At 31.2% G+C, this 13,070-nt stretch carries 15 protein-coding genes and 1 other RNA gene; 5 read left to right on the plus strand and 11 right to left on the minus strand.

What is annotated here, in order from left to right; genetic code table 11:
* Positions 1–5: 5 nt before the first annotated feature.
* The 3 genes from V6624_RS20640 to V6624_RS20650 form a co-directional block, all read right to left on the minus strand.
* Positions 6–686: a hypothetical protein gene (locus tag V6624_RS20640; RefSeq protein WP_338840021.1), complete on the minus strand. Its 681-nt coding sequence runs from the start codon at positions 684–686 to the stop codon at positions 6–8.
* Positions 687–797: 111 nt separating this feature from the next.
* Entirely contained in the window at positions 798–1,466 is a 669-nt protein-coding gene (locus tag V6624_RS20645) for a hypothetical protein (protein WP_338840022.1), read from the minus strand.
* Positions 1,467–1,537: 71 nt separating this feature from the next.
* A complete protein-coding gene (locus V6624_RS20650) occupies positions 1,538–3,652 on the minus strand; it encodes a TonB-dependent receptor domain-containing protein (protein WP_338840023.1) in 2,115 nt (704 codons plus the stop codon).
* Between the two features lie 139 nt (positions 3,653–3,791).
* Here V6624_RS20650 and V6624_RS20655 point away from each other — a divergent pair, with 139 nt between their 5' ends.
* Together V6624_RS20655 and V6624_RS20660 are read left to right on the plus strand one after the other, a co-directional pair.
* Positions 3,792–5,150 (plus strand): sensor histidine kinase, encoded by a 1,359-nt coding sequence (locus tag V6624_RS20655; protein ID WP_111283454.1) that lies wholly within the window; start codon positions 3,792–3,794, stop codon positions 5,148–5,150.
* A gap of 10 nt (positions 5,151–5,160) precedes the next feature.
* Complete coding sequence (locus V6624_RS20660; protein ID WP_111283452.1) at positions 5,161–5,850, plus strand: response regulator transcription factor; 690 nt, start codon at positions 5,161–5,163, stop codon at positions 5,848–5,850.
* A 32-nt stretch (positions 5,851–5,882) separates the two neighbouring features.
* Here the strand turns inward: V6624_RS20660 and V6624_RS20665 are convergent, their stop codons facing one another.
* A complete protein-coding gene (locus tag V6624_RS20665; protein ID WP_111283450.1) occupies positions 5,883–6,431 on the minus strand; it encodes a hypothetical protein in 549 nt (182 codons plus the stop codon).
* A gap of 176 nt (positions 6,432–6,607) precedes the next feature.
* Between V6624_RS20665 and V6624_RS20670 the strand changes: the two genes are divergently transcribed.
* Complete coding sequence (locus V6624_RS20670; protein WP_111283448.1) at positions 6,608–6,802, plus strand: hypothetical protein; 195 nt, start codon at positions 6,608–6,610, stop codon at positions 6,800–6,802.
* Between the two features lie 142 nt (positions 6,803–6,944).
* On the opposite strand, the gene V6624_RS20675 is transcribed toward V6624_RS20670, so the two are convergent.
* The 3 genes from V6624_RS20675 to rnpB all read right to left on the minus strand — a co-directional run bounded on the left by V6624_RS20675 (position 6,945) and on the right by rnpB (position 9,600).
* Complete coding sequence (locus tag V6624_RS20675) at positions 6,945–7,865, minus strand: 2-dehydropantoate 2-reductase (protein WP_338840024.1); 921 nt, start codon at positions 7,863–7,865, stop codon at positions 6,945–6,947.
* Between the two features lie 124 nt (positions 7,866–7,989).
* Positions 7,990–9,240 carry a cation:dicarboxylate symporter family transporter gene (locus V6624_RS20680; RefSeq protein ID WP_111283444.1) on the minus strand — a complete coding sequence of 417 codons (1,251 nt, stop codon included), beginning with the start codon at positions 9,238–9,240 and terminating at the stop codon, positions 7,990–7,992.
* Positions 9,241–9,272: 32 nt separating this feature from the next.
* An RNA gene (gene rnpB / locus V6624_RS20685) (RNase P RNA component class A) lies at positions 9,273–9,600 on the minus strand.
* 126 nt (positions 9,601–9,726) lie between these two features.
* Here rnpB and V6624_RS20690 point away from each other — a divergent pair.
* A complete protein-coding gene (locus tag V6624_RS20690) occupies positions 9,727–10,020 on the plus strand; it encodes a hypothetical protein (RefSeq protein WP_111283442.1) in 294 nt (97 codons plus the stop codon).
* A 99-nt stretch (positions 10,021–10,119) separates the two neighbouring features.
* Here the strand turns inward: V6624_RS20690 and V6624_RS20695 are convergent, their stop codons facing one another.
* The 4 genes from V6624_RS20695 to V6624_RS20710 form a co-directional block, all read right to left on the minus strand.
* Positions 10,120–10,413: a type II toxin-antitoxin system RelE/ParE family toxin gene (locus V6624_RS20695; RefSeq protein WP_338840025.1), complete on the minus strand. Its 294-nt coding sequence runs from the start codon at positions 10,411–10,413 to the stop codon at positions 10,120–10,122.
* The gene (locus V6624_RS20700; RefSeq protein ID WP_338840026.1) at positions 10,406–10,654 is read right to left on the minus strand and encodes a type II toxin-antitoxin system ParD family antitoxin; all 249 of its coding nucleotides are present in this window, start codon (positions 10,652–10,654) and stop codon (positions 10,406–10,408) included. The genes V6624_RS20695 and V6624_RS20700 overlap by 8 nt, the downstream gene beginning before the upstream one ends.
* 146 nt (positions 10,655–10,800) lie before the next feature.
* Positions 10,801–11,172, minus strand: a complete 372-nt coding sequence (locus tag V6624_RS20705; RefSeq protein ID WP_338840027.1) for a LysM peptidoglycan-binding domain-containing protein — start codon at positions 11,170–11,172, stop codon at positions 10,801–10,803.
* Positions 11,173–11,179: 7 nt separating this feature from the next.
* Positions 11,180–11,659, minus strand: a complete 480-nt coding sequence (locus V6624_RS20710) for a BON domain-containing protein (protein WP_338840028.1) — start codon at positions 11,657–11,659, stop codon at positions 11,180–11,182.
* 243 nt (positions 11,660–11,902) lie between these two features.
* Here V6624_RS20710 and dnaX point away from each other — a divergent pair, with 243 nt between their 5' ends.
* Positions 11,903–12,988: a DNA polymerase III subunit gamma/tau gene (dnaX, locus tag V6624_RS20715; protein ID WP_111283434.1), complete on the plus strand. Its 1,086-nt coding sequence runs from the start codon at positions 11,903–11,905 to the stop codon at positions 12,986–12,988.
* Positions 12,989–13,070 lie beyond the last annotated feature (82 nt).

Raw genomic sequence — 13,070 nt, forward strand, 5'->3', positions numbered from 1 at the left:
TCTTTTTATTTCTTTGATGGCTTTTTTACTCCTAGATAAAAAGAAAGTCCCACTCCAAAACTATCATGTCTTTCATATTGAAAATTTTCATGAGAAATCTTGCTTAAGCCTTTCGTTAGATTTATTCGATTATAAGAAGCACAAATTGCAATCGAATTTGAATTATTCTCAGAAAGAAAAATTTCATAGCCAATTTCTATTCCAAAATAAACTTGCCAGCTTGAAATACTTCGCTCTTCATCAAAAGAATGGGAAGGATAAAAATAATCAGTGCTACTGAAATTTTCTGTTGCTCGTATCCGCGCTAGATTCAATTTTGGCATTATATAATAAGTAAACGTCTTTTCTTCATACTGATCTAAAAAAACATTATAAAGTTTTAAACCTAAACTAGTATTTATAGCAGAACCTTTTGTAGACAGTTTTTCTAAAACATAATTATCATAATCATAATGTTCTTTGTCTTTATTATCAGAGTTTAAATAACTTGCTGAAAGCTGAAAAGCTAATGATGGAAAATCTCCGTGATCTATTCCTGCCTCTACACTTCTTATTGTTCCAGTATTTTTATTCCCAAAATACATAGAATAATTACCAAAAGCTCTCATTTCTTGAGCTTTAACATTAAAAAAACACAATAAAAATAGTAGGCATAAAACAGCATTTCTTAGATTATAAAATTTCATCATTCAAATATTTAATTTTAAATTAAATATTCAAAAATCATTCCAAAAAGAAAGAATTAACTTACTTTTTTTTCGTCAGCGTTCGAATCATCATAGAAATTTTTTATTAGATTACTTTTTAATTCCAAAATAATAACTAATTCCTGCTCCAGCTAATAAAGTGCCATAATCTGTATTGTTGTAAGGAAGTCTATTTAAAGTTTTTCCCATATTAGTTTTATTTACTGTAACACTTAGAGCTATAGCATCTGAATTAAATATTGGAAATTCCATTCCAAGAGTTAAACCAAAAGAATGCTGCCAATCTGCTCTGTGTCCTTTTTGAATTAAATTATTCTGTGGATCATCATAATCAATAAATTGATAATTCCCATTAGCAACAATTCTTGACATGTTTATTTTGGGAACTATGTAATACCAGCAGGCGGCGCTATCAAAAGTTTCTCCGCTATACCAAAAGTATATTTTAGGTCCTACATTAAAGTTTAGCATATAAACATCTCCAGATAGTTTTTCTAAAGTATTAGTGTCAAAATCATAAAACTCTTGATCGTTGAGTCCCATAAGAGAATAACTAAGGCTTACTTCTGGCTTAAATAAAGGATGGAACTCAAATTCTGCTCCCCCACCAATATAGACAATTGCACCTTTTTTAAAATCATTGCTAACACTATAAGCCGTAACATTTCCGAAACCTCTAATAGCTTGGGCTTTTCCGGCTGAAAACGACAACACTAATAAAATAAATAAAACTCCTTTTTTAAGATTACAAAACTTCATTATTCAAATATTTAATTTTAAAAAATCAAATATTCAAAAACCATTCCAGAAAAGAAAGAATTAACTTACTTTTATCTAATCCTATTTTCACTTTCATTAACGCTTTTTTCTTTAAACTCAGAATCTTTTACTTTCCCAAAAGAATAACGAATTGCAATCGAAATCTCATTTGCATCGACCAAATATTTAAACTTCGAATTTATATTGTTTACCGTAAAACCATCGGTATAACTCGTGGTTTTAAAAATATCATTGTAATTTAAAGTACAATTCCAGTTTTTGCCAAATGCTTTTGCAAGCGACAAATCGACTATAAAATTAGCTTTTCGTTCAAAAATTCCATCGTTTTGTTTTGTCATTCCCCAAAAAGATAAAACGAAAGTAAAATCTTTAGGTAATTTAAATGTATTATTGGAGTAATAATATAAATATGGTTTTGAAGGATGTAAAACTGCTGTATCATCTTCAACCTTACTTTTTACAAAAACCAAATTATTTGTTGTTGTCCAGAATTTATAGGTAAATGGAAGTGATAAATCTATTGTAAAACCCGTTTCTCTCTTAAAATTAATATCAGTAATCATCAGCACATTTGTTTCTTCATTAAAGATAAAACTCGGATTGGTCACGTTTTTGGTTTGAAAATAACTCAATTTTAAAGTTTTATCCAGATATTGAAATGAACTCGAAACTTCATCCACAAATGCCGGACCTAAATTTATACTGCTTCCATACAAAAAATACGGATTGATGTAAGTTGCTATTTGGCTTAACGAAGAATATTTTGGCCTCTCAATACTTTTCGCATAATTTACATTGATGCTTTTTGTACTATCAATGGAAAGTGTAAAGTCGGCTTTAGGAAATAAATTAGTGTAATTTTTATCAATTGAAGGAGAAGCTTCTGTTCTAAACTTTGAATACACATTTGTGTTTTCTGTTCTTAATCCGAATGAAAAATCGATCTTTTTTAGTTTTCCCGAAAACTGAATATAGGCCGCCAAGTTTTCTTCTTTAAAATCATAATTTGAAACAGCACTTTCATTTTTTTCAAAATCAAAAATCGTTGCATCAGATTTTGATTTCGCTTTTAAATACAATCCGCCGTATTCCAGATTCATTTCATTTTTAAACCTTTTCTCCAAATCAATTCTTCCCGAAAAAACATCAACATTAAATTTCTGATCACGGTTTTGCGACAATTCAAAATTGGTTTCATTATAATTATTGGCCACTAAACTTTCTAAATGCTGATTAAAATTTGAATATTGAAAACCAGCAAATAACTGTGTGTCAATCGATTTAATCTTTTTAGAATAATTCATAAAACCATTTACAAAATTCTTTTTACTTGCATTATCACTTAAAGTAAAAACATTGTTTTCCTTATTTTGATTTTTATTGTACGTAAAAGTATTGATGTCGAAAGTATCATTTTGGAGTTTTCCATTTACATTAATTGAAAAATAATCTTCCTCTTTTATTTTGTAAAACACGCCACCGCCAAAAATATATTGATTGCGTTTTGTATTTGCCATTACATCATAATTAGAAACAATCGAAGCTTTTGGAATCTCATATTCTAAAGTATGATTTTCCCAAGGATTCAATTTATTATAATTGAAATTGGCTTTCCATTCTAATTTACCTTTTTTAAAACTGGAATTAAAACCTAAATAATTATTGTAATTTCTTTTAAAAGATGCCACCTCAGAAATTTCAGTTTTAAAGCTGTCTTTTTTACTTAATTTTCTTGTGACTAAAATCACTGCGCGGCCTTCGGCTTCATATTTTGAAGACGGATTTTTAATAATTTCAACTGTTTTAATATCAGCAACTGTTAAAGCATTCAAATCGTTTATGGTTGCTTTTTGTCCGTCAATATAAATCAAAGGATTTCCTTTTCCAACAATCGAAATACTTTCACGATCTGTACTTACTTGAACCGATGGAAGCTTTGAAAGCAAATCAATAGGATTTGGAATTGTACTGTAAACCGAATTGGCAACATCAACTTTTATATTTCCGTGTGAGTTTGTAAACGTTTTTTTCTCCTGACTGATTACAACTTCATTTAATTGATTTGAAATCGAATCTTTTGGAGTTTCATTTTGAGCATTTGCCATAAATGAAAGGAAAAAAAGTAAAATTGCAACAAGCAGTTTTAATGGCAGATAAATATTCATTTTAAAATTGATAATGGTTAGCATTGCTGCAAAAATGCTTTGAAAACCTACTTCTGAAAGTTAATCGTAGGTTAATGCAAGGTTAATCTGCTATTTGTTTACTAAAAACTGTATTTTTGAAACAGATTTTCAAACGGATATGAAACAAAAAATCAATTTACTAATCGCATTTTCTATTGTCGCATTAATTGTACTGACGGCTGTGCAATGCTATTTGGTAAAAACCACTTATGACTACAAAGTGGCACAGTTTCATACACAAATCAAAAATGAAATTGCGCAGATTACCAATGATTACAGTGATATCGATTCTGTTTTAGTTTCTAAAAAAGAAGCGTTATACAAAAGCCTTTCTGAAAATTATATGAAAGGTAAAAACACCAAATTGAACGTAAAAAATGGTGTTTTAAAAAATGATTTTCAAAGGGCTTTAACGAAGGAAATTCAGCGGAGATTTGAAAGGGATTTGCCAAATTTCAAAATTGATTTTGCAATTGTACTCAACAAATTTATTCTTTATAAAAGCACTCAAAAAGTAGACACTATTTTCTCTGAAAAGCCATTTATAAAAAACAAGCTTTATGGAAATTTAGCTTCTTTAAATCAAGCTTTTTTGGTTCGAAATTATGTTGGAACGACAAACGGAACTTTTGAAAATCAAGAATATCAATTATTGACTGAAGATTCGATGTATGTTTCGGTTATCGATTGGGAAATAATCATTTTAAGACGAATGACAATTATTTTGATTTTATCCCTTATCTCTATTACAACCTTGATTAGTCTTTTTATAATTGCGATAAAAGGATTAATTAAACAAAAAAAAGTGAGCGATGTTAAAACCGATTTTATCAATAATATAACACACGAACTTAAAACGCCTTTGGCAACTTTAGGAATCTCAACAAAGATTTTAGAGCAAAAAAACATTCGTGATAATGACGAAAATTTCAATGCGATTGTCAATACCATTTCACGTCAGAACAATCGTCTTCAGAATTTGATTGATCAAGTTATGGCAAATTCTTTGGCTGAAAATGAAATTGAATTGCAAAAAGAAAAAATCGAAATAGAAAATTTTATGCTTTCTATTATAAATGATTTTAAAATTACTTTTCCTAAAATCAACCTAAAAACCGATTTTCAAACGGAGAAAACTATTTTGGTTTTAGACAAATTTCATTTGACAACGGCTTTCTTAAATGTCTTAGAAAATGCTGTAAAATATGGTTCGAACACGATTACAGTAAAAACTAAAATCGTAGAAAACCAATTTTCTATTAGCATTGAAGATGATGGAATTGGTATTGCTAAAAACAAACAATCGCTTCTTTTTGAGAAATTTTATCGTGTAGAACAAGGAAATCTTCACAATACAAAAGGCTTAGGATTAGGTTTGTATTATGTTAACCAAATCGTAAAAGCGCACCAAGGTTCTATTAGCGTTATTAGCGATTTAGGAAAAGGAACTCAGTTTACTATTTTATTAAAAGTTTAATTCCCTTATTTTGAAAAGATTACTTTTAGCCGAAGACGATTTTGATTTTGCCGCGATTTTAAAACAATATTTAGAACTGCATCAATTTGAAGTAATCTGGGCAGAAAATGGCGAAATAGCTTTAGACTATTTTAAAAACCAGACTTTTGATATTTGTATTTTTGATGTAATGATGCCCAAAATGGATGGGTTTTCATTGGCCGAAAAAATAATTACCATCAATCCCGAAATTCCCTTTATTTTTCTAACTGCAAGAAAGTTAAAAGAAGACAAAATCATTGGCTTGAAACTTGGCGCAGACGATTATATTGCGAAACCTTTTGAAGTTGATGAATTGGTTCTTCGTTTACAGAATATTTTAAAAAGAATTGATCAAAAAAGAAGTTTAGAAGGAAATAATATAATTGAAATTGGTTCGTATATTTTTGATAATGAACGATTAACGCTTAATAATAAAAATCACGTTCAGCAACTTACAGAAATGGAAGCTTCTCTTATTGAGTATTTATATCTAAATCACAATCAGTTATTAAAAAGAGATCAAATTTTAATGTCGGTATGGAAAAAAGACGATTATTTCTCAGGTCGAAGTATGGATGTTTTTATCAGCAGGCTTAGAAAATATTTCAATTCTGATCCAAAAATTAAGATCGAAAGTGTTCGCAATATTGGCTTAGAATTTAAAATAGAAAAACCTTGATTCGTCAAGGTTTTTCTATTTTAATAGGAGAATTATTTTCCAATTACCCAACCTAAAGTAAAGTTTCCGGCAGGAATAAATTGAGTTTCGTATTTGTCAAATTGAACTCCGGGACCAACACTAAATTCTAAATTAAATCTTCCTTTATAAGTACGTTGCAATCCCCAAAGCACCGCAACTGCAGTTGAGGGGACATAATTAAAATGCTCTGAATTCCCTGTAAGAGGTTTGAAATAGTAAGTAGCATTTAATGCTAAATAATTTCCAGAATTGCGCTCTGTTCTTTTACCTTTATTTGCTCTTTTTTGTAAATTATAATAATGGCGAAATTGTTCTGTAATTAATGGAGCAATATAAGTATTTGATTCTCCATAATAGTCATTGTAACTATAGCCTATACCCAAAGCAACCTCAGAATAAAGTGTGTTTTTTTCTGAAAATCCGTGTTCATAAACGAAACCAGGAAATAGCAAATTGATTTTAAATTGATTTTTAGCAACGGAAACTGGAGCTTCTTCTTGCGCTTGAACTGCGCTAAATGGAATAATAAATAAGAGTAATAAAAAGTAGTTTTTTGTCATTATATCAATTGGTTAGTTGAGGCAAAAATAACAATTAAACCATGCGAAATTCTCAAACTCAGTTTTATTTTCTTACAATTCTATCCTTGAAATCATATAATTTTCATAAACAATTGTATAACAACATGTAAGGTTCTAGAGTATAACTTTGTTATAAACTTTTAAATCTAACAATCATGAACCTAAAAAGATTTTTCGGAGGATTATTAACGATTCTCGGAATTGTAGGACTTATTTATACGGCCGTGATTTTTGCTGATACATCGGGCGAAACCAGAGATATAAAATCATTAATTATTTACGGAATATTAGGAATCGTATTTTTTACTTCTGGAATTAGTTTGGTACGTACAACAAAAGACGAATCTTAGACCTAAACATTTTAGAAACACATAGAGATATAAACTTATAATTGAAAAGTCGTTTCACTTAAATTGGCAATCAAATTACCAAGTCTGAAAGCAAGCTTTTCAAATAATTTAGTTTTATGTTTCTATGTGTTTTGCATTTGTATTACTTCATTAAAATTGCAGCAATTTTTTCGTAAAGCGGTGTTTTTAATCCATACTTTTTTCCTTCGTTTACTACAAATTGTGTAAGCGAAATTACTTCTGTATTCTTTCCTGCAAGTAAATCCCTGTGCATAGATGATGTTGCTTCTTTTGGCGATTTTTCCAATTTTACAACAGATTGAGCAACAATATCATGTGGCAGTTTTAAGCCTTTCGCTCTCGCTACATCTTCAATTTCGTGAAGCAATTCTATATACGTTACTTTAGATTCAGAATTACTTAAAATCTGTCCAATATTCTGATTCAAGTAAGAAGTGGCAGAAGCTAATGCAGAAATAAAAATGAACTTTTCCCAAACGGTTTCTTCAATATTTTCAACCAAGTAGCTTTCTATTTTTGCTTTTTCAAAAATAATATGCAATTCTTCTAAAACGGCAAAAGGAGTCGTTTTTGATCCAAAAAATACTTTTTCGTAAAAACCAATCTTACGTATTGTTCCTGGTGAAAAAATCATCGAAACGATATAAACACAGCCCTGAAGCACTTCATTTTTAGGAAATATTTTTTTAATTCTTTCTTGTGCATCGACACCATTATATAATGGCAGAAATACTGTTTCCGCTTTTACACAATCTTTTAAAGAAGTCAAACTTTCTTCAATATCGTATGTTTTGGTAGCGCAAATCAAATAATCTAAAATTCCAATTTCTTCTGGATTATTAGAAACCAAATCTGGAAAAACAACTGTTTCGGTTTCGTCCGTAACAATTTTCAATCCGCTTTCTGTAATGGCTTTTTGTGTTTCGCCACGTGCAATAAAAATAATCTCTACATTATCAATGCTTTTATATGCTTTCGCTAAAAGTCCACCAAAGTAACCTCCTACGCCACCAAGCCCTAAAATTCCTATTCTTGTTTTCATGATAATTTAATTAATGCCACGAAGGCGCTAAGTCGTAAAGTTTTTTTGAATCTAGTAAAGTAATTTTAAGCCCAAAGGAAAAACAAAAACGTACCGCCTTTGTGTCTTCGTGGCTAAAACAAAACTATTCCTCTAAAACTGGATTCAAATTTAATTCTGTAAAATCTCTTTCTGTTTTCGAAATGATGATTGTCGCCACAGTATTTCCAATCAAATTGGTAATTGCTCTGGCTTCGCTCATAAATTTATCAACTCCCAATAAGAACGCCAAACCTTCAACTGGTATTTTATGCAACGCTGTTAAAGTCGAAGCTAAAACAATAAATCCGCTTCCTGTAACTCCTGCCGCACCTTTCGAAGTAATCATCAAAATTCCGATTACAGTTAGAATTTCAAAAAAACTTAAATGCACATCATACAATTGCGCGATGAAAAGTACCGACATCGAAAGATAAATCGAAGTTCCATCGAGGTTAAAAGAATAACCTGTTGGAATCACCAATCCTACAACCGATTTACTGCAACCCATTCTTTCCAGTTTGACCATAATACTTGGTAAAGCCGCTTCAGAAGATGAAGTTCCTAAAACCAATAAAAGTTCTTCTTTTATATATTTTAAAATCGAAAAAATACTGATTTTATAATATCTCAAAATACTTCCTAAAACAAGAAACACAAAAAGTGCCATCGTCAAATAAACGCAAAGCATCAATTTTCCTAACGGAATTAAAGTTGCTAAACCAAATTTACCAATTGTATAGGCCATTCCGCCAAAAGCTCCAATTGGCGCCAGATACATTACATATTTTAAAGCCGTAAAAACGACTTTCGAAAATCGCTCTAAAACCAAAATGGTCTGTTCTCTTTTTTGATAGAAATTCAAGGCGATTCCGCAGACAATTGCAGCGAGCAAAACTTGTAACGTAAAATTAGACAAGAAAAACTGCAACCACGAAAAATGTTCAGAAGCACCTTTTGTATATTGACTAGCATCGCCAAAAGTTAAACCTGATTTATCAATTTTTCCTGGTTTAAAAATATAGGCAACTGCAACGCCAATTGCCAGTGCAACAGTCGAAACTACTTCAAAATAAGCCAAAGCTTTAACGCCAATTCTTCCCACTTTCTTTAGATTTCCCATTCCTGAAATTCCTAAAACAATAGTCAAGAAAATAATTGGGCCAATAAAAAGGGAAATTAGCTGAATGAACTTCTTCCCTAGAAATTCCATTTTTACGCCATTTTCTGGCGAAAAATGTCCAAGTAAAATGCCAGCAATAATGGCAATTAAAACCCAAAAAGTGAGATTCGTCAATACTGAATGGGAAAGACTTTTCTTGGTTTTAGGAGAAGGATTTGGAGTGGTTATATTCATGAAAAAATGATTAGATAGTTTCACAAATATATAAAAAATGCAGACCTGTAAGCCGGATTCTGTTCTTGTCTGGTTTTGCAACAAGACAATACCTTATCATTTATCTAGATCCACCATTACTGATGGACTCAATCTACCTACCCTTCGGCAACGAACGAGAAGCCCTTAAATGCCGATATACTTGGTATTTCACCGCATAGAGTTTACCTGGTTTCACTACAGCATTACCTGTACATACTTTCTGCTGCACTTGTCCTAATCCCTTTCGGAACCGACGGGCGTTACCCGCTATGCTTCTCTATGGTGTCCGGACTTTCCTCCCTCCCGATGAATCGGGACGACGATAAGGCGGTCTGCGCTGCAAAAGTAGCGATTTATGAACTAACAATAATGATTTTAAATTTCAGATTTTATGACTTTCACGCTAACTTTTTAATTTTAAAATAGTTATCTTTAGAAATCTATTATTAATAAATTCAGTTTATCATGAAAAGAATGTATCATTACGCAACTGTTTCAAAAGCTTTAGATCAATTGAATGAAAAAGGATTTACATGCGATTTTAATCGAAATGCTGATGCGATTAAAAAAAATCCTGAAAAATTTGAAATTGTACATGTGTATCGATACGAGGGGAATTCGGACCCAGCAGATGAGGCAGTTGTATACGGAATTAAATCGACTTCTGGCAAAAAAGGAGTTTATGTTGCTGGCTTTTCAGCCGATTCAGATCAGGAGACAGCAAAATTTTTATTTGATTTAAGTATTAGAGGACGTTAGAAAATCAAGTAAAAAAATGAGAACAAAAAAATTATTCAATAATCTATGCCATTCCTAGAAACGGAATTCAAACCTTTCTAGGAATGACATAAAACGTTATCAAAATTTACTTTTCAAATCCATTCTTCCATGAAGAATTCTTATAATTTCAATTTCTCCCTTTGAAATAATCTGATAAAATAAAATGTGTTCGTTAGATTTATAACCCAATAATTTTTCTGTAACATTATCGTATTTCTTTCCAAGATTAGGATTTTCAGCAACTTCCTGACACGAATCTAAAAGTAATAAATAATACTTATCGGCTTGTTTTTCTGACCATTCATCAAAAGTATAATTCCAAATATCAGCTAAATCTTCAACAGCTTTATTTGTCAAATAATATTTAGCCATTTTTTCTCTTTGCTTTTAAACTTTTAAGCTGTTCTTTCGGATCAAAATTTTCGGCACGTCCACTATTAACTCCATCCTGAATTGCTTTTTTTAAAACAATCAATTTACTTTCTTCTTCTTCCAAAAGTCTTAATCCTGCCCTAACAACTTCACTAGCATTCTTATATCTTCCGTCTGAAAGACTATTTTCAATGAAATTTTCAAAATGATTTCCAAGCGATATTGAAGTATTTCTTCCCATAACTTTTTCTTTTAACAATGTAAAGTTACCAAAAATTGGTAATTATTCATAATTAACTTAATTAATTTGTTCCTTGTAATGACATAAAATCACAACAAAAAAGTCCATCATTAAGACAGACTTTTTATAACACAACATATGTAAAATTATGCTGTTGGTATTTTTAACTTCCAGCCAGGTTTAATCAAGTCTGGATTTGAGATAATGTCTTTATTCGCTTCAAAAATATCTTTCCAAGAAATACCGTAAGCCGCAGCAATTTTAGATAGCGAATCCCCTCCTTTCACAATATATTCTTTTGTTGCACCTTCTGTAACTGCAATATTCATTACAACATCTGCCGATCTGTATTCAGGATCAATTTTTTCGTACGCATTCCAAAGTTTTTCCTTATCAGAAGCCGATTTAGCTGTACCATCAATATAGAGCACATTATCGTGTTCTCTTACCAGCAAATTAACAATTCCAATTTCGGATGCTAAATTTACTACCTCTCTGTATTTATCTTGCAAACTCATAACCGCCCTATTTAATAGTTAATTTATTGTCTACTTTCTTGGGATGCAATTCTTGAATACTTTGTATTAAAGGCTGCAATCTATCTTTTGCAATTTCTCCCGAAAGTGTAACAACACCTCCAACAACAGTTGCGCTAACACCATCATAAGCATCAACTACTTTACTGACAGCTTTATCCAAATCGGTATCTGAATTAATTACAACAGTAGCTGCGGCTGGCTCTTGATTTGCTCTTTTAATTTCGCAGGTGTTCACAACAGATTTTACGCCTTTGGTTGCTCGAACACTTTTTTCGATATTTTTTTTGAAGTTTTCATCATCACAAGTTCCTGTAATAGTGGCAACACCTTCATGAACTGTAACTTGAATTTCTGGAGTATCGCTTAATTTTTCACTGATTGCTTTTTCAATTTCTGCATCTTTTGGAGCACAAGCTATTAAAGAAATCGCAAGTCCCGTTCCTAATAAAATTGATCTGATTTTCATGATAATCTCTTTTAATAATTACTTTTTTAAAATTAAATAGATTAACTATCAAAAGATTATATGATATTGTTACGGATTTTATAAGTTTTCCAGTAAAAGAATAAATAAAAACGTCTTTTTATATAAAATATAACGTTAGGAACTCAAACTCAATCTACTCAAAAAGCTTCTAAAAGTTTTATGATTTTCAGATTTGTGATTTGGTAATTTTCAGACTATATTTGCTATCGAATAAAAAAGAATATGGAACAATTTGTAGTATCGGCACGTAAATATCGCCCGCAGACCTTTAAGGATGTTGTGGGACAAAAAGCCATTACAAACACTTTGTTGAATGCTATTGAAACCAATCACTTAGCTTCTGCTCTTTTATTTACAGGACCGCGTGGAGTTGGTAAAACTACTTGTGCGCGTATCTTGGCTAGAAAAATAAATCAGCCTGGATATGACGACCCTACAGAAGATTTTGCATTTAACGTTTTTGAGCTAGATGCTGCTTCAAACAACTCGGTTGATGATATTCGTAACCTTATCGATCAGGTTCGAATCCCGCCACAAACTGGACAATACAAAGTATATATCATTGACGAGGTCCATATGTTGTCTTCGGCAGCTTTTAATGCTTTTCTTAAAACGTTAGAAGAACCGCCAAAACATGCTATTTTCATTTTAGCAACAACAGAAAAACACAAAATCCTTCCTACGATTTTATCTCGCTGTCAGATTTTTGATTTCAAAAGAATTACGGTAAAAGATGCTAAAGAACATTTAGCTGATGTTGCTGAAAGTCAAGGAATCGTTTTTGAAGATGATGCACTGCACATTATTGCTCAAAAAGCAGATGGTGCAATGCGTGATGCTTTGTCAATTTTTGACCGTGTAGTTTCTTACTGCGGAACAAACTTAACTCGTCAAGCCGTAACCGAAAACCTAAACGTTTTAGATTACGAAACTTATATTACTGTTACCGATTTAATTCTAGAAAATAAAATTCCAGATCTTTTAGTAGCATACAATGATATTCTTGCTAAAGGTTTTGACGGACATCATTTTATTGCTGGTCTAGCATCGCATTTTAGAGATTTATTAGTGAGTAAAACTCCTTCGACTATTGCTTTATTAGAAGTTGGAGAACAAGCTCAGCAAATGTATGCGGTTCAATCTCAAAAATGTTCTCAGGAATTTTTATTGAAAGGAATTGACCTTGCAAATGACTGCGATTTAAAATACAAATTAAGTCAGAATCAACGACTTTTAGTTGAATTATGTTTGATGCAATTAGCCTCTATCAACTTTGATGGAGAAAAAAAAAAGCTGAGCAATTCATAATTCCGCCAACTTATTATAAAAATGGAAGCTTTTCTATTGTTGAAGTTGTAAGTCCAAGCAAAGAAAATCAAAATACAAAAGC

It is taken from the genome of Flavobacterium ginsenosidimutans (assembly GCF_037478105.1).
GTDB lineage: Bacteria > Bacteroidota > Bacteroidia > Flavobacteriales > Flavobacteriaceae > Flavobacterium > Flavobacterium ginsenosidimutans.

What these genes read in the sequence shown, in the direction of transcription:
- V6624_RS20700 (WP_338840026.1), bottom strand. Translation starts at nt 10,654, where the DNA reads ATGGGAAGAAATACTTCAATATCGCTTGGAAATCATTTTGAAAATTTC.
- V6624_RS20650 (WP_338840023.1), bottom strand. Translation starts at nt 3,652, where the DNA reads ATGAATATTTATCTGCCATTAAAACTGCTTGTTGCAATTTTACTTTTT.
- V6624_RS20640 (WP_338840021.1), bottom strand. Translation starts at nt 686, where the DNA reads ATGAAATTTTATAATCTAAGAAATGCTGTTTTATGCCTACTATTTTTA.
- V6624_RS20710 (WP_338840028.1), bottom strand. Translation starts at nt 11,659, where the DNA reads ATGAAAATCAGATCAATTTTATTAGGAACGGGACTTGCGATTTCTTTA.
- V6624_RS20670 (WP_111283448.1), top strand. Translation starts at nt 6,608, where the DNA reads ATGAACCTAAAAAGATTTTTCGGAGGATTATTAACGATTCTCGGAATT.
- V6624_RS20690 (WP_111283442.1), top strand. Translation starts at nt 9,727, where the DNA reads ATGAAAAGAATGTATCATTACGCAACTGTTTCAAAAGCTTTAGATCAA.
- V6624_RS20645 (WP_338840022.1), bottom strand. Translation starts at nt 1,466, where the DNA reads ATGAAGTTTTGTAATCTTAAAAAAGGAGTTTTATTTATTTTATTAGTG.
- V6624_RS20695 (WP_338840025.1), bottom strand. Translation starts at nt 10,413, where the DNA reads ATGGCTAAATATTATTTGACAAATAAAGCTGTTGAAGATTTAGCTGAT.
- V6624_RS20680 (WP_111283444.1), bottom strand. Translation starts at nt 9,240, where the DNA reads ATGAATATAACCACTCCAAATCCTTCTCCTAAAACCAAGAAAAGTCTT.
- V6624_RS20665 (WP_111283450.1), bottom strand. Translation starts at nt 6,431, where the DNA reads ATGACAAAAAACTACTTTTTATTACTCTTATTTATTATTCCATTTAGC.
- V6624_RS20675 (WP_338840024.1), bottom strand. Translation starts at nt 7,865, where the DNA reads ATGAAAACAAGAATAGGAATTTTAGGGCTTGGTGGCGTAGGAGGTTAC.
- dnaX (WP_111283434.1), top strand. Translation starts at nt 11,903, where the DNA reads ATGGAACAATTTGTAGTATCGGCACGTAAATATCGCCCGCAGACCTTT.
- V6624_RS20655 (WP_111283454.1), top strand. Translation starts at nt 3,792, where the DNA reads ATGAAACAAAAAATCAATTTACTAATCGCATTTTCTATTGTCGCATTA.
- V6624_RS20705 (WP_338840027.1), bottom strand. Translation starts at nt 11,172, where the DNA reads ATGAGTTTGCAAGATAAATACAGAGAGGTAGTAAATTTAGCATCCGAA.